Source organism: Novosphingobium sp. G106, from assembly GCF_019075875.1.
Lineage (GTDB): Bacteria > Pseudomonadota > Alphaproteobacteria > Sphingomonadales > Sphingomonadaceae > Novosphingobium.
The window spans coordinates 6,139,107-6,158,567 of sequence record NZ_JAHOOZ010000001.1; the positions used below are offsets into that span (position 1 = coordinate 6,139,107).

The 19,461-nt window shown below is 62.4% G+C and carries 27 protein-coding genes and 1 pseudogene; 22 read left to right on the forward strand and 6 right to left on the reverse strand.

The window, feature by feature from the left end; all coding sequences use genetic code 11:
• Window positions 1-21 precede the first annotated feature (21 nt).
• Complete coding sequence (locus KRR38_RS29940; protein ID WP_217407032.1) at window positions 22-1,257, forward strand: FAD-dependent oxidoreductase; 1,236 nt, start codon at window positions 22-24, stop codon at window positions 1,255-1,257.
• A 71-nt stretch (window positions 1,258-1,328) separates the two neighbouring features.
• Here KRR38_RS29940 and KRR38_RS29945 read toward each other — a convergent pair whose 3' ends face one another.
• Window positions 1,329-2,549, reverse strand: a complete 1,221-nt coding sequence (locus KRR38_RS29945; RefSeq protein ID WP_217407033.1) for an NADP-dependent isocitrate dehydrogenase — start codon at window positions 2,547-2,549, stop codon at window positions 1,329-1,331.
• A gap of 148 nt (window positions 2,550-2,697) precedes the next feature.
• Between KRR38_RS29945 and KRR38_RS29950 the strand changes: the two genes are divergently transcribed.
• The 5 genes from KRR38_RS29950 (at window position 2,698) to KRR38_RS29970 (ending at window position 5,466) form a co-directional block, all read left to right on the forward strand.
• A complete protein-coding gene (locus KRR38_RS29950; RefSeq protein ID WP_217407034.1) occupies window positions 2,698-3,459 on the forward strand; it encodes a crotonase/enoyl-CoA hydratase family protein in 762 nt (253 codons plus the stop codon).
• A 267-nt stretch (window positions 3,460-3,726) separates the two neighbouring features.
• On the forward strand, window positions 3,727-3,903 hold the full coding sequence (locus KRR38_RS29955; RefSeq protein ID WP_217397397.1) for a hypothetical protein: 177 nt from the start codon (window positions 3,727-3,729) through the stop codon (window positions 3,901-3,903).
• Between the two features lie 111 nt (window positions 3,904-4,014).
• A complete protein-coding gene (msrB, locus tag KRR38_RS29960) occupies window positions 4,015-4,464 on the forward strand; it encodes a peptide-methionine (R)-S-oxide reductase MsrB (protein ID WP_217397399.1) in 450 nt (149 codons plus the stop codon).
• Window positions 4,461-4,970, forward strand: a complete 510-nt coding sequence (msrA, locus tag KRR38_RS29965) for a peptide-methionine (S)-S-oxide reductase MsrA (RefSeq protein WP_217407035.1) — start codon at window positions 4,461-4,463, stop codon at window positions 4,968-4,970. Before msrB ends, msrA begins: the two co-directional genes overlap by 4 nt.
• Before the next feature lie 85 nt (window positions 4,971-5,055).
• Window positions 5,056-5,466 (forward strand): cupin domain-containing protein, encoded by a 411-nt coding sequence (locus KRR38_RS29970; RefSeq protein ID WP_217397408.1) that lies wholly within the window; start codon window positions 5,056-5,058, stop codon window positions 5,464-5,466.
• A gap of 128 nt (window positions 5,467-5,594) precedes the next feature.
• Here KRR38_RS29970 and KRR38_RS37945 read toward each other — a convergent pair whose 3' ends face one another.
• The gene (locus tag KRR38_RS37945; protein WP_375293447.1) at window positions 5,595-5,843 is read right to left on the reverse strand and encodes a DMT family transporter; all 249 of its coding nucleotides are present in this window, start codon (window positions 5,841-5,843) and stop codon (window positions 5,595-5,597) included.
• On the reverse strand, window positions 5,831-6,016 hold the full coding sequence (locus tag KRR38_RS29975) for a hypothetical protein (RefSeq protein WP_217397410.1): 186 nt from the start codon (window positions 6,014-6,016) through the stop codon (window positions 5,831-5,833). Before KRR38_RS29975 ends, KRR38_RS37945 begins: the two co-directional genes overlap by 13 nt.
• An 85-nt stretch (window positions 6,017-6,101) precedes the next feature.
• Between KRR38_RS29975 and KRR38_RS36580 the strand changes: the two are divergent.
• Window positions 6,102-6,401, forward strand: a pseudogene (locus KRR38_RS36580) (winged helix-turn-helix transcriptional regulator); the annotation flags it as partial.
• Window positions 6,402-6,485: 84 nt separating this feature from the next.
• Here the strand turns inward: KRR38_RS36580 and KRR38_RS29980 are convergent.
• Complete coding sequence (locus tag KRR38_RS29980; protein WP_217407036.1) at window positions 6,486-7,913, reverse strand: PLP-dependent aminotransferase family protein; 1,428 nt, start codon at window positions 7,911-7,913, stop codon at window positions 6,486-6,488.
• 89 nt (window positions 7,914-8,002) lie between these two features.
• On the opposite strand from KRR38_RS29980, the gene KRR38_RS29985 reads away from it, so the two are divergent.
• The 9 genes from KRR38_RS29985 to KRR38_RS37950 all read left to right on the forward strand — a co-directional run bounded on the left by KRR38_RS29985 (window position 8,003) and on the right by KRR38_RS37950 (window position 14,344).
• Window positions 8,003-8,740, forward strand: coding sequence for an HD domain-containing protein (locus KRR38_RS29985; RefSeq protein WP_254514571.1), 738 nt, complete (start codon window positions 8,003-8,005; stop codon window positions 8,738-8,740).
• 20 nt (window positions 8,741-8,760) lie between these two features.
• A complete protein-coding gene (locus KRR38_RS36585) occupies window positions 8,761-9,654 on the forward strand; it encodes a carboxymuconolactone decarboxylase family protein (protein WP_254515041.1) in 894 nt (297 codons plus the stop codon).
• 13 nt (window positions 9,655-9,667) lie between these two features.
• On the forward strand, window positions 9,668-10,312 hold the full coding sequence (locus tag KRR38_RS30000) for an HD domain-containing protein (RefSeq protein ID WP_217397419.1): 645 nt from the start codon (window positions 9,668-9,670) through the stop codon (window positions 10,310-10,312).
• A 117-nt stretch (window positions 10,313-10,429) separates the two neighbouring features.
• The gene (locus KRR38_RS30005; protein WP_217397421.1) at window positions 10,430-11,347 is read left to right on the forward strand and encodes an NADP-dependent oxidoreductase; all 918 of its coding nucleotides are present in this window, start codon (window positions 10,430-10,432) and stop codon (window positions 11,345-11,347) included.
• A gap of 116 nt (window positions 11,348-11,463) precedes the next feature.
• Entirely contained in the window at window positions 11,464-12,417 is a 954-nt protein-coding gene (locus KRR38_RS30010) for an AraC family transcriptional regulator (protein ID WP_217407037.1), read from the forward strand.
• Window positions 12,418-12,548: 131 nt separating this feature from the next.
• Window positions 12,549-13,169 carry a nitroreductase family protein gene (locus tag KRR38_RS30015; protein WP_217397425.1) on the forward strand — a complete coding sequence of 207 codons (621 nt, stop codon included), beginning with the start codon at window positions 12,549-12,551 and terminating at the stop codon, window positions 13,167-13,169.
• A gap of 37 nt (window positions 13,170-13,206) precedes the next feature.
• Window positions 13,207-13,752, forward strand: a complete 546-nt coding sequence (locus KRR38_RS30020; RefSeq protein ID WP_217397427.1) for a carboxymuconolactone decarboxylase family protein — start codon at window positions 13,207-13,209, stop codon at window positions 13,750-13,752.
• Between the two features lie 117 nt (window positions 13,753-13,869).
• On the forward strand, window positions 13,870-14,124 hold the full coding sequence (locus KRR38_RS36590; protein ID WP_254515043.1) for a DUF3788 family protein: 255 nt from the start codon (window positions 13,870-13,872) through the stop codon (window positions 14,122-14,124).
• Window positions 14,054-14,344 carry a DUF3788 family protein gene (locus KRR38_RS37950; protein WP_375293401.1) on the forward strand — a complete coding sequence of 97 codons (291 nt, stop codon included), beginning with the start codon at window positions 14,054-14,056 and terminating at the stop codon, window positions 14,342-14,344. The genes KRR38_RS36590 and KRR38_RS37950 overlap by 71 nt, the downstream gene beginning before the upstream one ends.
• Here KRR38_RS37950 and KRR38_RS30030 read toward each other — a convergent pair.
• Window positions 14,290-14,544, reverse strand: coding sequence for a hypothetical protein (locus KRR38_RS30030; RefSeq protein ID WP_217407542.1), 255 nt, complete (start codon window positions 14,542-14,544; stop codon window positions 14,290-14,292). The two genes, KRR38_RS37950 and KRR38_RS30030, sit on opposite strands and share 55 nt — an antisense overlap.
• On the reverse strand, window positions 14,541-15,002 hold the full coding sequence (locus KRR38_RS30035; protein ID WP_217397429.1) for a hypothetical protein: 462 nt from the start codon (window positions 15,000-15,002) through the stop codon (window positions 14,541-14,543). The genes KRR38_RS30030 and KRR38_RS30035 overlap by 4 nt, the downstream gene beginning before the upstream one ends.
• 1,347 nt (window positions 15,003-16,349) lie before the next feature.
• On the opposite strand from KRR38_RS30035, the gene KRR38_RS30040 reads away from it, so the two are divergent.
• The 6 genes from KRR38_RS30040 (at window position 16,350) to KRR38_RS30065 (ending at window position 19,430) form a co-directional block, all read left to right on the forward strand.
• Window positions 16,350-17,399: a rod shape-determining protein gene (locus KRR38_RS30040; protein ID WP_217407050.1), complete on the forward strand. Its 1,050-nt coding sequence runs from the start codon at window positions 16,350-16,352 to the stop codon at window positions 17,397-17,399.
• A gap of 113 nt (window positions 17,400-17,512) precedes the next feature.
• A complete protein-coding gene (locus KRR38_RS30045; protein WP_217397431.1) occupies window positions 17,513-17,770 on the forward strand; it encodes a hypothetical protein in 258 nt (85 codons plus the stop codon).
• A 280-nt stretch (window positions 17,771-18,050) separates the two neighbouring features.
• A complete protein-coding gene (locus KRR38_RS30050; protein ID WP_217397433.1) occupies window positions 18,051-18,260 on the forward strand; it encodes a hypothetical protein in 210 nt (69 codons plus the stop codon).
• Between the two features lie 101 nt (window positions 18,261-18,361).
• Complete coding sequence (locus tag KRR38_RS30055) at window positions 18,362-18,709, forward strand: low affinity iron permease family protein (protein ID WP_217397435.1); 348 nt, start codon at window positions 18,362-18,364, stop codon at window positions 18,707-18,709.
• Window positions 18,690-19,034 (forward strand): hypothetical protein, encoded by a 345-nt coding sequence (locus KRR38_RS30060; RefSeq protein ID WP_217397437.1) that lies wholly within the window; start codon window positions 18,690-18,692, stop codon window positions 19,032-19,034. The genes KRR38_RS30055 and KRR38_RS30060 overlap by 20 nt, the downstream gene beginning before the upstream one ends.
• Window positions 19,035-19,133: 99 nt before the next feature.
• Window positions 19,134-19,430 carry a hypothetical protein gene (locus KRR38_RS30065; RefSeq protein ID WP_217397439.1) on the forward strand — a complete coding sequence of 99 codons (297 nt, stop codon included), beginning with the start codon at window positions 19,134-19,136 and terminating at the stop codon, window positions 19,428-19,430.
• Window positions 19,431-19,461: the final 31 nt, after the last annotated feature.

The window sequence follows — 19,461 nt, forward strand, 5'->3', positions numbered from 1 at the left end:
CCGAATTGTCACGGAGGCAGCATGACACAGGCAGACAAAAAGCCCGATGTGATCCCCGACGTCATCATTGTCGGCGGCGGGCCGGCGGGCATGATGGCGGGCATGCTGCTCGCCCGTTCGGGCATTTCCACGCTGGTCCTGGAGAAGCACGCGGATTTCTTCCGCGATTTCCGCGGCGACACGGTGCACCCCTCGACGATGGAGCTGCTGTCCGAGCTCGGCATGCTCGATCGTTTCCTGGCCCGGCCGCACCACCGGCTGAATGGCGCCGAGATTTCGTGGGAAGGGCGGCTGTTCAAGGTCGCCGACCTCAGCCACCTGCCGACGCCTGCACCGTTCATCGCGATGATGCCGCAGTGGGATTTCCTCGATTTCCTGCGCGACGAGGCGGCGGCTTTCCCTGCGTTTCAGCTGCGCATGACGGCCCCGGTCACTGGCTTCATCGAGGAAGCCGGCCGGATCGTCGGAGTAACCGTGGCGCCGGGCGAGGACCTGCGCGCGGGCAAGCTCGTGCTCGCCTGCGACGGGCGCGATTCGCTGGTGCGGGGGCAGCAATTGCTCCCGGTCGAAGACCTCGGCGCGCCGATCGACGTGTTCTGGTTCGCGGTGCCCAAGCCTAAACAGGGCCACGCGGTGCGCGGTGCCATTCGCGGCAACCACATGATCGTCCAGATCGACCGCGGCGACTACTGGCAATGCGCCTATGTGATCACCAAGGGCAGCGCCGAGGCCATTCGCGAGCGCGGGATCGAGGCGTTCCGCGCCGAAGTGCGCGCCTCGGCGCCGCAACTGGAGAACCTGGAGAGCGCCTTGCCCGATTTCTCCGCCGTAAAGCTGCTGTCGGTCTCGCTCGACCGGCTGACGCGCTGGCATCGGCCGGGCCTGCTGGCGATCGGCGACGCGGCCCATGCGATGAGCCCGGTCGGCGGTGTCGGCATCAACCTGGCGATCCAGGATGCCGTGGCGACCGCGAACCTGCTGGCCGAGCCGCTGACCTCTGCGGGCCATGCCAATGCTGACGATGACCTGCACCGCGTCCAGGACCGGCGCCTGCTGCCCACGCGCGTGATCCAGGCCGGCCAGCGCGCCGCGCACGAATCGCTGCTGCGGCCGCTGATCTCGGGCGAGCCCGAGCAGCGCAGCGAGCCGCCGGCCTTCCTCAAGCTCTTGAACCGTTTCGCCGTGCTGCAGCGCCTGCCGGCGCGTGCAATCGGCCTGGGCTTCCGGCGCGAGCATCTGACCGCGCCGAAGGCCTGATGCACACAAAGAAAAACCCTCTCCCCGGCGGGGGAGAGGGTTTTCTGTTCAGCCCGAAAGGGGCGTGAGGCTTAGTTCCACTTCGCCATTTCGGCGTCGAGGCCCTTGACGATTTCCTCGAAGAAGCCCTCGGTCGTCAGCCAGTTCTGGTCGGGACCGATCAGCAGCGCGAGATCCTTGGTCATCTTGCCGGCTTCGACGGTCTCGATGCAGACGCGCTCGATCGTCTCGGCGAACTTCACCACGTCGGGGGTGTCGTCGAACTTGCCGCGGTACATCAGGCCGCGCGTCCAGGCGAAGATCGAGGCGATCGGGTTGGTCGAGGTCGACTTGCCCTGCTGGTGCATGCGGTAGTGGCGGGTGACCGTGCCGTGGGCGGCTTCGGCCTCGACGGTCTTGCCGTCGGGCGAGAGCAGCACCGAGGTCATCAGGCCCAGCGAGCCGAAGCCCTGGGCGACGGTGTCCGACTGGACGTCGCCGTCGTAGTTCTTGCAGGCCCAGACGAACTTGCCCGACCACTTGAGCGCCGAGGCGACCATGTCGTCGATCAGGCGGTGCTCGTAGGTGATGCCGGCAGCGTCGAACTTGGCCTTGAACTCGGCGTTGAACACCTCTTCGAACAGATCCTTGAAGCGGCCGTCATAGGCCTTCATGATCGTGTTCTTGGTCGACAGGTACAGCGGCCAGCCGAGGTTGAGCGAATAGTTCATCGAGGCGCGGGCGAAGTCGCGGATCGAATCGTCGAGGTTGTACATCGTCATCGCGACGCCGGAGGTCGGGAAGTCGAATACCTCGAGGTCGATCGTCTTGCCGTCGGCGCCGTCGAACACCATGCGCAGCTTGCCGGGGCCCGGGATCAGCGTGTCGGTGGCGCGATACTGGTCGCCGAAGGCGTGACGGCCGATGACGATCGGGTCGGTCCAGCCGGGCACCAGGCGGGGCACGTTCGAGATCACGATCGGCTCGCGGAAGACGACGCCGCCCAGGATGTTGCGGATCGTGCCGTTGGGCGACTTCCACATTTTCTTGAGCTTGAATTCCTCGACGCGCTGCTCGTCGGGCGTGATCGTCGCGCACTTCACGGCGACGCCGAATTCCTTGGTCGCGTTGGCCGAATCGACGGTGATCTGGTCGTTGGTCTCGTCGCGCTTCTCGATCGACAGGTCGTAATACTTGAGGTCGATGTCGAGGTAGGGGAGGATCAGCCGCTCGCGGATCCACTGCCAGATGATCCGCGTCATCTCGTCGCCGTCCATCTCGACGACGGGGTTCTTCACCTTGATCTTAGCCATAGCGCTCAACACTCCCGGGGATTGGAAAACGGGGAGCCTCTGACACGTCCTAAACCGGCTGGCAAGGCCAACCGCGGCGCTAATATCGACTGGACAGGGGCGCAAGTGCGGGCCACTTCGAGGTAACGAAACACGAGAGGAGCATTCGATGAGCGAGGAAGTTCTGGTCAGCGTCGCCGACGGCGTCATCGAGGTGACGATCAACCGGCCCGAAGCGCGCAACGCCATGTCGAAAGCCGCTGCCGAGGGCATTTCCGCGGCGATGGACCGGCTCGATGCCGAGAACGACCTGCGTTGCGCGATCCTGACCGGCGCGGGCGGCACCTTCTGCTCGGGCATGGACCTCAAGGGCTTCCTTTCGGGCGAGATGCCGGTCGTGCCGGGGCGCGGTTTCGGCGGGCTGACCGACTGGACGCCGAAGAAGCCGGTGATCGCCGCGGTCGACGGTTTCGCGCTCGCCGGCGGCATGGAACTGGCGCTGGCCTGCGACCTCATCGTCGCCAACGTCAACGCCAAGTTCGGCGTCCCCGAAGTGAAGCGCGGCCTCGTCGCCGCGGGCGGTGGCGTGGTCCAGCTACCGCGCCTGCTGCCGCGTCCGCTGGCGATGGAACTTGCGCTGACCGGCGATCCGATCACCGCGCAGCGCGCTTATGATCTGGGGCTGGTCAATCGCGTCACCGACGGCCCGGCGATCGAGGCGGCGCGCGAACTGGCGCGCACTATTGCCGAGAACGGCCCGCTGGCGGTCGCCGCATCGAAGGGCATCGTGCGCGACTCCTGGCTCTGGGACGTGTCGGAGATCAATGCCAAGCAGGGCCCCTACATCGCCCACGTCTTCACCTCCGAGGATGCGCGCGAGGGCGCCACCGCCTTCGCCCAGAAGCGCAAGCCTAACTGGCAGGGTAAGTAAGGGCCTTTCCAGCCTGACGGGTGCCGCAAGGCAAGGACGGATGTCCTTGCCGTACCCGATAAAAACGAAAAAGGCGCCCCGGGTGCGGCGCCTTTTCAAGCCTGGCGAATGGTGGGCGTAGCAAAGGATTGAACTTGCGACCCCTACGATGTCCTCGACAATGTCACGCCGTTCTGGCTGACCAATACGGGCGTCTCGTCGGGCCGTCTCTACTGGGAAAACAAGACCGGCTTTTTCAGCCCCAAAGGCGTCAAGGTTCCGGTGGCTGTGAGCGATTTCACTGACGAAATCTACGGCACGCCGCGCGCGTGGGCCGAGCAGGCATATCCGGGCCTCGTCTACTACAACCAGCCGGCGAAGGGCGGTCACTTCGCCTCCTGGGAACAGCCCGAACTGCCGGTCCACGATCTCCGGGAAGGCTTCCGTTCGCTTTGCTCGGTCTGACCGTTGCCGGGCGGAGCTTGGGCGCGGCACCTGCATTCCCCGCAGGTGTCGCGCCCACCTTCATCGACATGCGCGAGGTACCATATGTACCCGCGCGCAATGGAGGCATTCATGACCCAGTATCGCAAGACAACAGAAGCCGTCGCCGCCCTTTCATCCGAAGAGTTTCGCGTGACGCAACAGAGCGGCACCGAGCGGCCCGGCACCGGTAAATACCTGAACAACAAGGAATCCGGTATCTACGTCGATATCGTATCCGGAGAACCGTTGTTCGCATCATCCGACAAATACGGATCGGGCTGCGGCTGGCCGAGCTTTACCAAGCCGATCGAACCAGCGAACGTCAGCGAGCTCAAGGACAACACGCACGGCATGATCCGCACCGAAGTGCGCTCGGCAGGCGGCGACAGCCACCTCGGCCATGTCTTCGACGACGGTCCGCCCGATCGTGGCGGGCTGCGCTATTGCATCAACTCGGCCTCGCTCCGCTTCGTCCCCCGCGCCGAAATGGAGGCGCAAGGCTACGGCGCTTATCTCGATCAGGTGGAGGACGTGGCATGAACCAGGAACGCGCTATCCTCGCCGGGGGCTGCTTCTGGGGCATGCAGGATCTCGTCCGCCGGCAGCCCGGCGTAATCTCGACCCGCGTCGGCTATTCGGGCGGTGAAGTGCCCAACGCGACCTACCGGAATCACGGCAACCATGCCGAAGCGCTGGAGATCATATTCGACCCCGACCAGACTAGTTTCCGCGCTCTGCTGGAGTTCTTCTTCCAGATCCACGACCCGACGACGGTCAACCGGCAGGGCAACGATATCGGCGCCAGCTATCGCTCGGCCATCTTCTACACGAGCGAAGAACAGAAGCGGGTTGCCGAAGATACTATCGCCGATGTCGAGGCTTCGGGGCTCTGGCCGGGCAAGGTCGTGACCGAAGTGACCCCAGCTGGCGATTTCTGGGAGGCAGAGCCCGAGCACCAGGACTATCTGGAGCGGATTCCGAACGGTTACACCTGCCATTTCCCCCGGCCGGGCTGGAAATTGCCGCACCGTTCCGTTGCAGGCTGACGCATCAAAGGAAGGCGCATCAAAGCCGGAGATGCGCCTTCCGTCCAATCTCGGGATCCGGCGCGCGACTTTCAGGATCATCGTGATGAAGGGCTATATTGAGGCTTTGCTCGCCGCTACGGTTGTCACGTTCTCCGCCCCGTCTGGAGCGCAGGTTTCCCCTGGAGGTGTCACGCGCACGGATCTTCAACGTCACGATCTCTCGATTGCCGGGCATGAGACAGTTCAGGCGCGGATTGATATTGCCCCCGGCGCTGTCGCGCCGTGGCACAGACATCCTGGTGAAGAGGTGATCTACATAATCGAGGGGACGCTCGAATATCAGCTTGAGGGACACCAGCCCGTCACGCTGAAGGCAGGACAGATTCTCTTCGTCCCCGCTGGCGTGGCGCATATGGCGCGCAACCGCGGGAGTACCAATGGCGCGGAACTCGCGACCTATATCGTGGAAAAGGGCAAGCCACTTCTCGTGCCCGCGCCCGACATCACGCCCTGATACCGTAGGAAGTCCCAGCTTATTTGGCTTGGCGGTCAGTGCCGACAAAGCCGACATTCAGCCGGCGCTACCCGCTCCCTGAAAGCGGTCATTCGTTCATGCCGCATCTCTGCTGCCTTGCGCTGAAATTACTTGGGTGGGCGTGAAGGTGCCAAGTCCAGCGCTTGTCCATTTCCGACGAGCTTTAGCCCGATCACGCCTGCGAGGATCAGTGCGATGGACAAGATCTTGAGGGGCGACGCGGACTCACTCAAGAGTGCGATGCCGATGATTGCGGTGCCTGCCGCACCGATACCCGTCCGCACAGCGTAGCCGGTCCCAACCGGTAAAGTGCGGAGCGCGTTCGAGAGAAGGACGACACTCGTCAGACCCGTAATGACGGTGAGAGCCGCGGGAGGCCCGCGCCGGCACGTTGGCCGTAGTAAGTGGCCATCATGGCGTTGGGAATGTCGCCTTCGGATGTCCGGGTGCGGGTCATCGGCGGCATGGCGATGCGGTTCTTGAGCGGAACGATGCCGCCAAGCAGATGGGGCTCGAACAAGTCTGTCATTGCATTTTCCTTCGATCAGATTTGATCGGAGGTTCACTTTCCGGCGGCCGCGACCATCTACACACCGTTTGGTAAGTGGTGGCCTATGAAGCTCATCAACAGATTGCCCGGCCTGCCCGCGGAACGTGCGCTCAAGATCCTTTCGGGGCGCTGGAAAGCGGTGCTCCTGCACACGCTGCTGGAGGGGCCTCAACGTACTTGCGACTTGCAGAACCGGATCGCCGGCATTTCGCAGAAAGTCTTGATCGAGCAGCTTCGGGCGTTCGAGGAGCATGGCATGCTGGTGCGACAAGACTGCGCCGTCCACGAGCAAGGGGTCGAGTATCTTCTGACCCCGCTTGGCCAAAGCATGCGGCCCATCCTGGAAGCGTTGATCGACTGGCGCGCGCATCACGCCCATGAGGTGGGTGAGGGCCACCGCCTGTTCCCCTGCGAAGCCGTCGTAGGGGCTCGGACGGCAAAGGAGGGTTCAAGCGCGCCCGCGAGCTTCGAAGCGGTCGATGACGTCGAAGAGCCTGCCGCAGGTCAGGTCGATGTTTCGCGTCGGCGCCGTCGCGACGCCAAGCAGCAGGCCGGTCCCGGCGTTGTCGGCTGAGGCATACCAGGCCGAGAGCGGTGAAGGTGATATGCCGAAGGCAAGGAGTTCGCGGGCGACAGCAACATCCGGGACGCCGCGCGGCAATCTGAGCAGAACGGCAAGGCCGGGCGCAGCGAGTTGATTCGCGTCAGCGCTCATGCTCAGGCAATCGAGGATCGCCTGCCGCTTGGCAGCGTAGGCGCGCTTCGTTCGGCGCAGGTGCCGCATGTAGTGGCCCTCGCGGATGAACTCTGCCGTCGCGCGTTGCAGCGCGGGCGCCGGGGCTGGTGCCAGGCAGGCGGCAATGTCGGCGAACCGGGAGGTCAGCTCGACCGGCGCGATAAGGAAGCCGAGCCGAAGGCTTGGGCTGATCGTCTTGCTGAATGATCCGATGTGGATGACCCTGCCGTCCCGATCGAGCGACGCGAGTGCCGGCGCTGCCCTGCCAGCCAGTTGCAGTTCGCTGAGATAGTCATCCTCAATGATCCAGGCGGAATTGGCGGCAGCCCATTCGAGCAGGCGGAGCCGGCGCTCGAGTGAAAGCGTGAAGCCGAGCGGTGCCTGCTGGCCCGGGGTCACGAGTGCTAGCTTGGCATCGCGATGGTCCCGGATGCCGCGATCGATGTCGATACCGTCAGCATCCACAGGTATCGGGGCGACGCTGAGGCCTGCGAGCTCAAGGCCCTTTCGGGACCACGGAAAGCCTGGCTCTTCGAACCAAGCTGTCCGGCCCGCGAGCTTGAGGACGCTGAGCGCGAGGCCAAGCCCGCCTGAGAAGCCGGCCGTGATGAAGACCTGGGACGGCAGGCAGGTGATCCCCCGCGCGACGGCGAGATAGCCGGCGATTTCGCGTCTCAGTTCCAATTCGCCGCGGGGATCGGGGTAGAGCGGGGCCGAGCTTGCCTCCGCGCGGACCGATTGCGCGCGGAGCCGAGTGAACAGGGTCGCGGGGAAGGTGTCGGTCGCAGGAATGCCCATCTGGAAGAGCGCTGGGCCCTGCGTCATCTCCTGATACAGGCCGATGAACCCGCCTTCATCCGGTGGCGTTGCGGAATGAATGATCGCGCGCGGCCGCCGGGCGACGCGTGTCCCCGCCGCACGCGAGGCTTCGATCAGCTGGGCCGCCGAGAGTTTCTCATAGGCGGTCCGTACAGTCCCGCGCGCGACGCCGAGTTGGGCGGCGAGATCCTGCCATGAAGGGAGGCGAGCGCCCGGTTCCAGGACGCCGCCCTCGATCGCTGCGACGATACCGCATCGTATCTGTTCGGCCAGAGGCGTCCTCGCCGAGCGATCAAGGGCGAGTTCGAAGGGTTCGGTCATGCCGGCGTGGTCCAGCCTTTATTGGGGTTCTTGGTGCTTTTCTGTAGCCCAAGTGGGGCGCATCTTGAACGGGTAGTTGGAGAAAGCCCATGAAAGGCCTCGGCATCCTTGCTGCCGGTTGTGCAGTCCTCAGCCTCGCGATCGCAAGGCCCACGCCCGCAGATGCGGCGGAGGCCGCCACGGTCGGCGATCTGTCGGAAGTCGCCATTCCCGCCAGCCCATTGGCGCGCGACGCGGCTGAGGCCGTGCGCAGCGCCGAAGGCGAATTCCTCTATCAGCACTCGGTACGCGTCTATTACTGGGCGGCTCTGGCCGGCAGGCGCAAGGGCCTGAAGTTCGACCCCGAACTGCTCTACATCGCGGCCATGTTCCACGATTTCGGCCTGACTGCCGGCTATGGTGGCAGCCACCTGCGCTACGAGGTCGACGGTGCGAACGCGGCCCGAGACTTCCTGCGGAAACATGGCGTCTCGGAAGCCGAAAGCCAGAAGATGTGGTTCGCGATCGCGCTGCACACGACGAACGGGGTCTCGCCGCATCTGCATCCGATCGCCGCATTGCTTGCGGAAGCTGCGAACATGGATCTGGTCGGCGCCGGCTACAACGACTTCACCGCCGCCCAGCGGAGCGCCGTCGATGCAGTGCATCCCCATCCTCCGCGATTTGCCGAGGATTTCCTGCAGACGCTCTACGACAGCCTCAAGCATCGGCCCGAGACGACCCAGGGCACCGGCCTTGCCGACGTTATGGCCTACAAGGATCCCGATTTCCGCCGCCGGGACTTCAGCAGCCTGATGCTGAAGTCGCCCTGGGCCGCCGCAAAGTGACCATTGGAAGGAGAATGCCGATGACGCCCCGCACCCTCGTCACTGCCTTTGCCTGCGCTGCTCTTGCGATCGCGGGGCCAGCCGCGGCGCATGACGGCCGCGCCGAAACTGTCACGCCAAAATTCGACCAGGCGATCCCGAACATCCCGGGAAAGTCGCTGGTCGCGGTCGAGGTTGACTACGCGCCGGGTGCGGCCTCTCCGCCGCACGCCCATGCCAAGTCCGCTTTTATCTTCGCCTATGTCGTCGCGGGCGCGATCGAGTCAAAAGTGAACGACGGCGATACGCGGGTCTATCGCGCCGGCGAGAGCTGGTCCGAGCCGCCAGGCGCGACCCACAGCGTCAGCCGCAATGCCAGCAGCAGCAGTCCCGCCAGGCTGCTCGCAGTCTTCGTCGTCGATTCCGATGACAAAACGCTCACCACCCCCCTTGAAGTAGGACCGAAGAGGAGCGAACCTATGTCGCAGAGACTGGACTATAACCGGGTCGCACCCGGCGGCGCCAAGGCGCTGGGCGGGGTCTATGCCTACGTCATGCAGAGCGGCCTCGACGCCGAGCTGGTGGATTTGGTCTACTTGCGGGTCTCCCAGATTAACGGCTGCGCCTATTGCCTCGACATGCACACGCGCGACCTCGTCAAAAAGGGTGTTAAGATCGAGAAGCTGGCGCTGGTTCAAGCCTGGCGCGAAGGTGGCAGCCTGTTCACCGAGGTGGAACGCGCCGCCCTGGCCTGGGCCGAGAGCGTAACCCTCGTCGCTGAGACGGGCGTGCCGGACAGCGCCTATGAAGCCGCGCGCTCCGTGTTCGACGAGAAGCAACTCGTCGACCTCACGATCGCGATCAGCCTGATGAACGGCTACAACCGCATGGCAATCAGCTTCCGCAACAGGCCGCAGGCGGTCCACGAAAGCTGATGGGGGCGGAGCCATGACGATCGCCGAAAGAGCGGGGATGAAGATTCCAGACAGCAAGCTCGCACGCGAGGTGACGCAGTTCATCCGCGACACGGAAAGCGACCTGCTCTTCCGCCATTCCCAGCGCGTCTACTGCTGGGGCGCCCTTATGGGCGCGCGGACCGGTCTCAGCTTCGATCCGGAACTGCTCTATGCCGCGGCGATGTTCCACGACATCGGCCTTACCGAGCACTACGGACATAGCCATCATCGCTTCGAAGTGGACGGGGCCAATGCGGCCCGCGATTTCCTGAGGCAGCGCGGGATCTCCGAGCGCAATGTCGAGACGGTATGGAACGCCGTTGCGCTCCATACGACGCCGGGCATCCCGGAATTCATACGCCCCGAGATCGCGCTGGTGCAGGCAGGCGCCGGAATGGACGTCGCTGGCCGTGGCTACGAGACGTTCACGGATGCCCAGCGCGATGCGGTCGTCGCTGCCTTTCCGCGCGAGGACGACTTCAAGCACGGGATCATCGACGCCTTCTATCAGGGCATGAAGCATCGCCCGGACAGCACGTTCGGAACGTTCAACGACGATGTGCTGGCGTTCAAGGATCCGCAGTTCCGGCGGATCGACATGTGCAGCGTAATCCTGGCTTCAAGCTGGAGTGGCTGATGCGACCTGTGCTGGTAGCCCAGTCGTAGTGCAGGAATTTTCCGCGTTCTTGGTCCTTTCCCTTGATCCAGCGAGTGCCATCTTGGGTTCGAAAAATTGACCGAGGAGAGTATGGCCATGAAGGCGATCGTGGTGACGGACCTAGCTGCTGGAACGGCAGGGATGAAGCTGGTGGAACGGCCTGCGCCGCAACCGTCGATAAACGATGTCGTCGTTCAGATTCATGCAGCGGGCTTCGTCAACACGGAGCTCGATTGGCCTTCTACCTGGACGGACCGCCTGGACCGCGACCGGACGCCTTCGATCCCCGGGCACGAACTGGCCGGCGTGGTCACCGCTCTCGGCTACGGCACGACAGGGCTATCGGTAGGGCAGCGGGTGTTCGGCCTTTCGGATTGGTCGCGCGACGGCACTCTGGCGGAGTACGCGGCAATCGAGGCGCGCAATCTCGCGCCGCTGCCGGGTGATGTCGATTTTGCGACAGGAGCGAGTCTGCCGATCTCGGGCCTGACGGCGTGGCAGGGATTGGTCGTGCACGGCCAGCTTCGGGCAGGGCAGGCGGTCGTAGCGCATGGCGCGGCGGGGGCGGTCGGCTCAATGGTGACCCAACTCGCACGTGAGCTAGGGGCTTATGTCATCGGCACGGGGCGCGGCGCCGATCGCCAGGCTGCGCTCGATTTCGGAGCCAATGAATTCGTCGATCTCGACAACGAGCGACTGGAAGATGTCGGCGAAGTCGATCTCGTGTTCGATCTCATTGGCGGCGATATTGCCGCACGATCGGCGCGCTTGGTTCGGGCCGGTGGGACGCTGGTGTCCATTGTCGGACCGTCCGACGTACGACCGAAAGAAGGTTTGGCGATCGATTTCGTCGTTGAGGCCGATCGGGCCCAACTGACCGAGATCGTCCAGCGGGTCAGGGACGGGCGGCTGCGGACAAACATTGGCATGGTTGTGCCTCTGGAAGAGGCTGTCGTTGCCTTCAATCCGACCAAGAGGCGACCAGGCAAGACGGTCATTTGCGTTCACCCTTGAGGGCGCGGAAGGGGGGACGGCTCCTGCCGCGCAGAATGGCGTCGTCCTCCCCGCGGTCCGCATGCGGCGAAGCGGGCTAAGCGCTGCGCCTCAACGCTTCGCCTTTCCGAGGTCTTATGTCGCAAGTCGACTGGTTGAGCACACTCCTTCAGATGATCACGATCAGCGGCCGGATCGAGGTGCGCTGCGCCTACGGCGCGCCATGGCGCGTGGCTTGGGACCGAGCTCCCGCCCGCGAGATTCCCTATCACGTCGTCCTCAAGGGAAAGGCCATTATCGAAGATCCGGAAGGCAGGACCGTCAGAGAGCTGGCAGGCGGAGATATCGTCCTGTTGCCACATGGTTCGTCGCACGTGCTTCACGATGGCAGCGGAAATGCGCCTGCCCCGACGCACGAGCGCTTCGTGGCAGGACTGATGGTCAGCGAAAACGACAGCCATGGCGAGCCACTCGACATGTTGTGCGGCCGGTTCCTCGTCGGGCCACCGCACGATCGCCTGATCCGCAGCTACTTGCCAACAGATCTGATCGTTCGGGCCGGAAACGACGATGATCCTCCTGGCGCTGTCCCGGCGTCTACGCAGCTGGCCGACCTCGTCGGGCTGATGCGGATGGAGTCCGCCGGTGACAAGGCCGGAGCCCAAGCCGTCCTGAACTCACTCTCTTCGGCGCTTTTTGCTCTGGTGCTTCGAGCGGCAAGCGCATCGAACCAGGTTTCCGAAGGTCTCTTGGCGCTAGCTGGTCACGTTCGTCTCGCTCCCGCCATTTCGGCGATGTTCGCCGACCCGGCGCGCGCCTGGAGCCAGCCAGACCTGGCAGGCCTATGCGGCATGTCGCGCGCGACCTTCGTTCGCCACTTCCAGGACAAGCTCGGGCGCTCAGCCGCCGACCTGTTGATCGACATTCGCATGAGCCTAGCGGCAAACGAGCTGAAGAAGCCTGGGGTTGGCACTGAAGCCGTCGCCGATCTGGTCGGGTATCAATCCGTTTCAGCTTTTCGGCGCGTTTTTAGCGCGACCATGGGCATGACGCCCGGCCAATGGCGTCGTCAGGCACGCGAAACCGCGTAGCCTTTTGTGGGCATCGAATGACTCCGGCAATTTTGAGCGTTCGGAGCACTTATTTGAGCCGTTCGCGTCTCGAAGGAAATGGCTGCCCGCGGTTAGAAATGGCCCGTCAAATCCATGAATAGGAATGTGCCATGACAAACCAGGTTATAGAAAACATTCTCGGTCGAAGTGCGGCCAAGTATTATGATCCGACGGCGGTGCTCAGTGACGAGCAAATTCGTGAACTCGTGCGCATCGGAACTTCTGCGCCGACTTCATTCCATCTGCAGAACTGGCGCTTCATCGCCGTCCGAACGCCGGAGGCGAAAGCGCGCCTCAGTCCGATCGCCTGGAGCCAGCCGCCGATCACCGAAGCAGCGGTCACCTTCATCATCATCATCGGCCAACTAGCCGATGCCAGCGTCGTTCCGCATCGCCTGGCTCCTGTCGTCGAGGCAGGCATCATGCCGGCGCATCTGATCCCCGAATGGGAAAATCCGGCGCGAGGTCTCTACGACAGCAATGCGCAGCTCCAGCGGGACGAGGCAATCCGCACCGCCACCTTTGGCGCCGCCGCGATAATCTACGCTGCTCGCTCACTCGGCTGGGGATCGACACCGATGATTGGGTTCGACTTCGATGCGGTGTCCCGCGAGTTCAGTCTCGCCGACAACGAGGTGCCGGCGCTGCTCTTGTCCGTAGGGCCTGAGCGTCAGGGGAACTGGCCGCAGAAGCCGCGGCTCCCGGTGCTCGACGTCCTCCATTTCGCATAATTTTCCGACAGTAACTCAATATCTTCAGGAGACCACCATGCCCCGCACTACCGCACTGCGCCCGGAACACATCCCGGCCGAATCCAGGCCCGCGCTCGACACCTTCACCAAAAATATTGGCTTCACGCCCAACATGATGACGGCCTTCGCGCATAGCCCGATCGCCTTCAATGCGTGGGCGACACTGCTCGGATCGCTCAGCAAGGCGCTCGACGTGAAGACCCGCGACAGCATCGGCCTCGCCGTGTCCGAAGTGAATGGCTGCAATTACTGCCTGACCGTTCACAGCTACACGGCCGAGCACATGGCGAAACTGCCGGAAGACGAGATCATTCTCGCTCGAAAAGGCCATGCCAGCGAGCCGAAGCGGGATGCCGCCGTCCAATTCGCGCGCAAGGTCATCGAAACTCGTGGTCACGTCACGGACGCCGACTTGGAGGCCGTCGTCGGCGCCGGTTACACCCATGCCAATGTGATGGAGATCGTTGCTCTGGTCGCGATGTTTTCGCTGACGAACTTCTTCAACAATGTCTTCGACCCCGAGAAAGACTTTCCGGCTGTCTGGCCAGCAGGCTCACTCTGACCGGAACTGTCCCCCGTAGCATCCGTCGTTCGTCGGAGGCTACGGGGTCGTGGGACTTGCCACTTACGCACGTCGGAACGCGAACGTGTCGCCGGCGCGGGTGGACGTAAACACGAAATGACGGAAGCAATAGAGATGGAAGATGCACCTCGCATCGGTGCGAGGATCACCGACAAATCGGCAATACCCGATGACGAAATGGTCCATTCTTGGATCGGAACTGAGGCATTCGCATATTGGCTCGAACTGCGGGCCTGGATCGAGCAATTCTACCCTGGCCTTTTCATGCCTGAATGGTTGTATGGCGGGCAGAACAAGGGCTGGTCGCTTCGTTACAAAAACATCAAGGCCTTCTGCACCTTTTGTCCCTGAATACAGGCAACTTTCTGCGATTGTGGTGCTGGGCGGCGTGGAACGCGAGAAGTTCGACGATCGGCGGTCGCGCTGGCGCCCGGAACTGGTGAAAATCTATGACGAGGCCAAAATATATCCTGACGGGAAATTTCTGACCGTGCCAATTTCATCAACGGAAGATAGTCAGGAACTCAGGGAGCTTTTGGCGATGAAGCGTCCTCCCATCTTGCCCGGCTGAAATGCCGCAAGTCTGAAGCAAGATCCGCCGACATAGCAGACATCCGACGGCGCAAATTGCGTCCCTGAAAGCTGTCGGATATTCACGGCGTCCGGAGCTTCCAGCGCGGTGATCATTGCCAACATAGCAGTCATCGCGTCGGGCACTCGCGCGTTGAGCAGTCGTAGTGTTGAAAGGGGGATCAGGGTGCGGCTCTTCATTTCTCGTAGAAGTAGTAGCAGCCGACCAAGGTCGTCTTGTCGTTCGGTTCATCATAGGACATCAGCATGACAGTCCGCTGTTCTGCGATCGAGAGTTCACACGTTCGCATTCCGTCGCTGGCTTCGCAGCCTTGGAGCGGCTTGCCGAGATCTCGCTCAAGCGCCTGCTTGGCCACGTCGAATGACGCATCGACCATGACTGAAAAGCCCAGGCCCATGCCGATACTCTCCGGGAACACCTGGGTGACCTTAAGCCCACCGACAGACATGGCCGACTTTGGCGTGAAAAACGCGTCATTTTCGCTGTGCGTGAAGTCCGAACGCAGAAAGGCGCCGAAACTTTGTAACTTGGCAGGCGCGATGCTCTTCCAGTCCAGCCAGGAGTCACGGCACAGCGCGAGATTTTCGATCCCGGGGTCGCTTGTACTCCAGGCCGGCGCGGCCACGGGCAGAACCATGAGTATCGTCCCTACTCGCCATGCGCATTTCATGATCGTTGGTCCTCAGCCAGGCGCGGCGGCGAATGCCCGGGTTTTGGCTACACGTGCGACATTAAATCTGCGAGGAAATTGCAGAACTCCCTGCAGTCAGCCTTTCAGGCACCAGAATATCTGAATGCCGCAACGATGATCGGGTAGGAAGTTGCCAGAGAGCTGGCGGCAAAAAGACCCATCGACGTCCAGTACCAGAACGGGCCTTGCTGCCTCGTGATGGCGCTTCCCGCGGTCCCCTTTCTTAAGCCCTCAAACAGGCAGAACACACTCAGCGCAGCACCGGCCGTCCACGCGGGCAACTCTCCATCAGCCCCGGCCTGCCGAGCCTTCCTCAGGCTGAGAACAGGAGCGACGACCGACTAGCGAAGCCGCGTTCAAATCCGTGAGCACGGGGTGCCCTGCCCTTGAGGCCGTCGACCTACCGGCTCCCTGTACAAGCTGCCTTTTCAAGGCGAGCTTGGATGATGCGTGAGACTTGTGTCGCCAACAATTCCCACGCCTTGGCAGCTGCGAGATGCTTCTCGCGAACGTTTTCGAGGACTTCGGTCTTGGCTGCAGCGCGAGCATGCATTGCACGGGCCAAACATTCCTTGGGGTTTTCGGTCTCAGGCCATCTCCAGTCGGCGCATAAATTGCGCCTTCGGATCGACTCCGATTGGCCTCGCGCCTCGCCCCGCGACAATCCCCGAATACCTGGGCGCTGCCTTGCGCTGTGCGATGTGCCAGACGCCGCGCCGGCCGTGACTGACGGTGCATTGGTAGGATCCGTCACGGTAGACATCGGTCTCACCAAGCGCTGAGCGCATGGCGATTTCCAGGATGGATGAGGCGCTAACGGCATCAAACTCGATGCATCTTAGCTGGTTATTCAATGGTATCAGCTTGAAGTGAGCCACTGCACCGCTTCCCTTTTTGGGCGGGAGCACGAGCGATGTCTCTCAGGCGCCGGCATGCCAGATCGGAGCTGGCGATAGCGCTCAGTACACCTACCGAAGGCTAAAGGCACGCGGTTGCTGCAGTGCGGCAGAATGGGCGGCGCAGCGTCGGGAGCGCGACGGGCACTATCGGCCGACCCACCCCGATTTTGGCCCCGACGGCTTCTCGGAAAGCCTGCCAATCTTCAACGCCTGTAATGGCATTTTGCCTCGAAAGGCCGATTGAGCGCGCTATCTCCGGCCAGAGCGAGTAGGCGGTACCGGCGGCCGGATATCGCAACCGATGCGAGCGGCGCGTTTCCTGCCTGGCACATTGTCACCGGCCGCGATTGTGGCTGTCGAGCCAGTTTTCATCTTTGAGAGATCTCACGCCGCAATGTCGATATTAGATTTGTTCTCCCTAACGCCGGCCGGCCTGGCCATCGATCTTGGTACCGCAAACACCGTTGTTTATGTGAAAGGTACGGGAGTAGTTCTTGCCGAGCCATCGGTCGTTGCCATCGAGACCGTCGATGGGATCGAGCGTGTCCTGGCCGTGGGCGAAGATGCCAAGCTGATGATGGGCAAGACACCCGAGAACATCAAAACGGTTCGACCCCTGCGCAACGGTGTTATCTCCGATCTCGAAGTCGCAGAGCAGATGATCAAGCACTTCATCGGCAAGGCGCTGGGGCGACAGGGTTTCTTTCATGTTGGGCCTGAAATCGTCATCTGCGTGCCTTCCGGTTCAACCCAGGTGGAGCGCCGGGCCATTCGCGATGCTGCCTCAAACGCGGGCGCCAGAAAGGTGTGGTTGATCGATGAACCCATGGCGGCTGCGATCGGGGCAGATTTGCCGGTTACGCATCCCGTGGGATCTATGGTCGTCGATATCGGCGGCGGGACGACCGAGGTCGGAGTGATCTCGATCGGCGGCATGAACATGAGCATGTCGGCCCGGGTAGGCGGCGACAGCATGGATGAGGCCATCACGCTGCATGTTCGCAGGCATCACAATCTCCTGATCGGGGAGGCGACCGCGGAGCGTGTTAAGAAGACGCTGGGAGCGGCGATGGTCGACGACGCTGCCGCGGCCAAGCCAACGACGGCGCTGATCAAGGGCCGCGATATAGGGCAGGGCAGACCCAAAGAGATCGCTATCACCCAGGTCGAAATCGCAGACGCTCTGGCCGATTGCGTCGGCCAGATCGTTCAGGTCGTTCGCAGCACGCTTGAAAGCACGGCGCCGGAGATCGCAGCGGATATCATCGAAGGTGGTATCATCCTGACGGGAGGAGGCTCGCTTCTCACCGGGATCGATACAGTTCTGGCCCTCGCCACCGGGCTGCCTGTCCGCGTCGCGGATAACCCGCTCAATTGTGTAGCGATCGGAGCGGGCCGGACGCTTGAGGACCCAGTCTATCAGAGCGTACTCCATGGTGCCTAAAATGGTGCCGGAGAACCGATCGCTTGATCTGCGGCTCGACGGCGAAGGCATCATTTCGTGCATCGGCCCGGCGTGCCAACTATGCTTCCGCAAAGGGACGTGAAGGGTACTCCATGGCCAAGCTGCAACTGAAAATCGGCGATCTCGTCCGGCGTGATCCGGGAGACGTTTGGCGCATCCTCTCGATACCCGCCGGCTACAATCCGGTTACAGACCGAGCAGAATGTCTTTGCGAGCGGCCGCCTCTTGGTTGGCTCCAGCCCGATGGAAAGCGCGGTACGCCTTGGGCAAAGCAAGGGCGAACAGAGCGCTTCGATATTTCGGATCTCAAGCTTCTCGACACGGATACGCTCGAGCGGCCGCAGGATTGAGGCAGTTTTGCACTTCGTCGCGAAAGGCAAATTCGCTGGTCAGCTGAACGTGAGGTCGATCTGCGCCCACATTGCTGCTGTTCGAAGGTCAATTTCATTCTCTCGAAAGCTGCCACCCCTTCAGTCGTCTCGGCCGAGGTGCGCCAGCAAGCCAGACGCGGCCAGACTTCGGATCTATCCGATCATATTTGCCTACGGCTCGACGCATGGTGGACGGCCTCGGAACATGCGCTGGAATCGCCAGTTTAGTGATGCAGGGCATTGCCAGTGGGAGCGAGCTATGAAGAAGCTTATCGGAACATTGGCGTTGATTTCTGCGGTCGGCATTTCCGGATCTGCTGAGGCCAAAGGTGCGGTTAAGGGGGCAGTCGTGGGCGCTGCCGCCGGTCACATGGTTGGGCACGGCCATGCGGTGGCAGGGGCCGCCGCGGGCGCGGCAATCGGACATCACCACGCAAAGGTAAAGGCGCGCAAAGCCGCGGCGGCCTGATCTCCTGCATCAACATTGTCGATTTCGTAGCTCGGTAGCGTCGCTGGCGTTTTGCTGCGGCCCTGAACGTCCGGGACTGGCGAAGCAGCTAGGACAAACCTGTGCGCAAGCTATTTGACCGCCTGACGGCTGGGTGTGCTCGATTCACCGGCCGGCCAGCGATGTTTGGAATTTGCATTCTCCTGGCACTCATAGGCGTCGCAGCCTATGTTTCAGGCGACGATCACTTCTTGAATGGCGCTAACCTCGGCCTCAGCGTTGTCACTTTGCTATTGCTGCCGATCCTCCAGGCCACACAAAATCGCGACGGCGCGGCTCTCCAGGCAAAGCTGGATGAGCTAATCAAATCGAACATCCATGCCCGAGACGCGCTCATTGGGCTCGAAAGCAAAGGCGAACAGGAAATCGAAGCGCTACGCCAGAGCGTCGTTGATCCGGCGCGAGAATAGCGTGCGCCACTTCGCGCCGCTGGTCCCTGGAATGGTCGGCGCCCTATGCGTTTCGAGCGGGAACGCAGCATTTGCAGACGACAAGGCGCCACCATCGTTCTCTCTTTCGCTGCGCGATACGCTGGATGGCTGGGACAATGCAGCCGGGCGTGTGACACGCGGCGCCGACGTCCTGAATAAACTGCAGGTGGCCGCCACGCTCCAAGGCGATCAGTTTGCATTGGACGGTCTGAGTACTCATCGCCAGATATTTCTGGAAGGCAGGGCCTGGATTAGGCATGTTGATTGTGCGGCAGTGAGTTCGAGCGTGATTGGCGCGGGTTGATGCTTCAGTTGGTTCCACCACTGGCGTTGGAACTGTGACCTGTATCCCGTCGTTGTATGAGCAGATGACGATCACAGCCTGGACTCAGCAATGCACACGATGACAGATGCCGACCGAGAAGCGGCAAATGCACTCCGCGAGATATTGGCGGATATCTCAGGGTTCTGGCACCGAGCCGGCGATGATAGTCCGCTCTGCCAGGCCATGGCGCGACATCGTATGGAAGCCGAGCATCGCCTTGCCGATAAACTTGCACCTTTTGTGACCGTTCCTCCGCCCGCAAAGGCCGCGCCGGCCTACGAGCAAACTGTCAGATCGGTGCAACAGGAAATGATATCGCTGCCGCGCTTTCACGGACCGGTGCTGGCGCACGCGCACAGGGGAATCAAATCCTAAACGCCGTCTATTGGAGGACTAAGCATCGGGT

What these genes read in the sequence shown, in the direction of transcription:
- KRR38_RS29975 (WP_217397410.1), bottom strand. Translation starts at nt 6,016, where the DNA reads ATGACAGACTTGTTCGAGCCCCATCTGCTTGGCGGCATCGTTCCGCTC.
- KRR38_RS30035 (WP_217397429.1), bottom strand. Translation starts at nt 15,002, where the DNA reads ATGGTTCTGCCCGTGGCCGCGCCGGCCTGGAGTACAAGCGACCCCGGG.
- KRR38_RS30005 (WP_217397421.1), top strand. Translation starts at nt 10,430, where the DNA reads ATGAAGGCGATCGTGGTGACGGACCTAGCTGCTGGAACGGCAGGGATG.
- KRR38_RS29980 (WP_217407036.1), bottom strand. Translation starts at nt 7,913, where the DNA reads ATGACCGAACCCTTCGAACTCGCCCTTGATCGCTCGGCGAGGACGCCT.
- KRR38_RS36590 (WP_254515043.1), top strand. Translation starts at nt 13,870, where the DNA reads ATGACGGAAGCAATAGAGATGGAAGATGCACCTCGCATCGGTGCGAGG.
- KRR38_RS29950 (WP_217407034.1), top strand. Translation starts at nt 2,698, where the DNA reads ATGAGCGAGGAAGTTCTGGTCAGCGTCGCCGACGGCGTCATCGAGGTG.
- KRR38_RS37950 (WP_375293401.1), top strand. Translation starts at nt 14,054, where the DNA reads ATGGCGGGCAGAACAAGGGCTGGTCGCTTCGTTACAAAAACATCAAGG.
- KRR38_RS29945 (WP_217407033.1), bottom strand. Translation starts at nt 2,549, where the DNA reads ATGGCTAAGATCAAGGTGAAGAACCCCGTCGTCGAGATGGACGGCGAC.
- KRR38_RS30065 (WP_217397439.1), top strand. Translation starts at nt 19,134, where the DNA reads ATGACAGATGCCGACCGAGAAGCGGCAAATGCACTCCGCGAGATATTG.
- KRR38_RS29985 (WP_254514571.1), top strand. Translation starts at nt 8,003, where the DNA reads ATGAAAGGCCTCGGCATCCTTGCTGCCGGTTGTGCAGTCCTCAGCCTC.
- KRR38_RS36585 (WP_254515041.1), top strand. Translation starts at nt 8,761, where the DNA reads ATGACGCCCCGCACCCTCGTCACTGCCTTTGCCTGCGCTGCTCTTGCG.
- KRR38_RS30045 (WP_217397431.1), top strand. Translation starts at nt 17,513, where the DNA reads ATGGCCAAGCTGCAACTGAAAATCGGCGATCTCGTCCGGCGTGATCCG.
- KRR38_RS30050 (WP_217397433.1), top strand. Translation starts at nt 18,051, where the DNA reads ATGAAGAAGCTTATCGGAACATTGGCGTTGATTTCTGCGGTCGGCATT.
- KRR38_RS30030 (WP_217407542.1), bottom strand. Translation starts at nt 14,544, where the DNA reads ATGAAGAGCCGCACCCTGATCCCCCTTTCAACACTACGACTGCTCAAC.
- KRR38_RS29970 (WP_217397408.1), top strand. Translation starts at nt 5,056, where the DNA reads ATGAAGGGCTATATTGAGGCTTTGCTCGCCGCTACGGTTGTCACGTTC.
- KRR38_RS30000 (WP_217397419.1), top strand. Translation starts at nt 9,668, where the DNA reads ATGACGATCGCCGAAAGAGCGGGGATGAAGATTCCAGACAGCAAGCTC.
- KRR38_RS29940 (WP_217407032.1), top strand. Translation starts at nt 22, where the DNA reads ATGACACAGGCAGACAAAAAGCCCGATGTGATCCCCGACGTCATCATT.
- KRR38_RS30015 (WP_217397425.1), top strand. Translation starts at nt 12,549, where the DNA reads ATGACAAACCAGGTTATAGAAAACATTCTCGGTCGAAGTGCGGCCAAG.
- msrB (WP_217397399.1), top strand. Translation starts at nt 4,015, where the DNA reads ATGACCCAGTATCGCAAGACAACAGAAGCCGTCGCCGCCCTTTCATCC.
- KRR38_RS30020 (WP_217397427.1), top strand. Translation starts at nt 13,207, where the DNA reads ATGCCCCGCACTACCGCACTGCGCCCGGAACACATCCCGGCCGAATCC.
- KRR38_RS30040 (WP_217407050.1), top strand. Translation starts at nt 16,350, where the DNA reads ATGTCGATATTAGATTTGTTCTCCCTAACGCCGGCCGGCCTGGCCATC.
- KRR38_RS30010 (WP_217407037.1), top strand. Translation starts at nt 11,464, where the DNA reads ATGTCGCAAGTCGACTGGTTGAGCACACTCCTTCAGATGATCACGATC.
- msrA (WP_217407035.1), top strand. Translation starts at nt 4,461, where the DNA reads ATGAACCAGGAACGCGCTATCCTCGCCGGGGGCTGCTTCTGGGGCATG.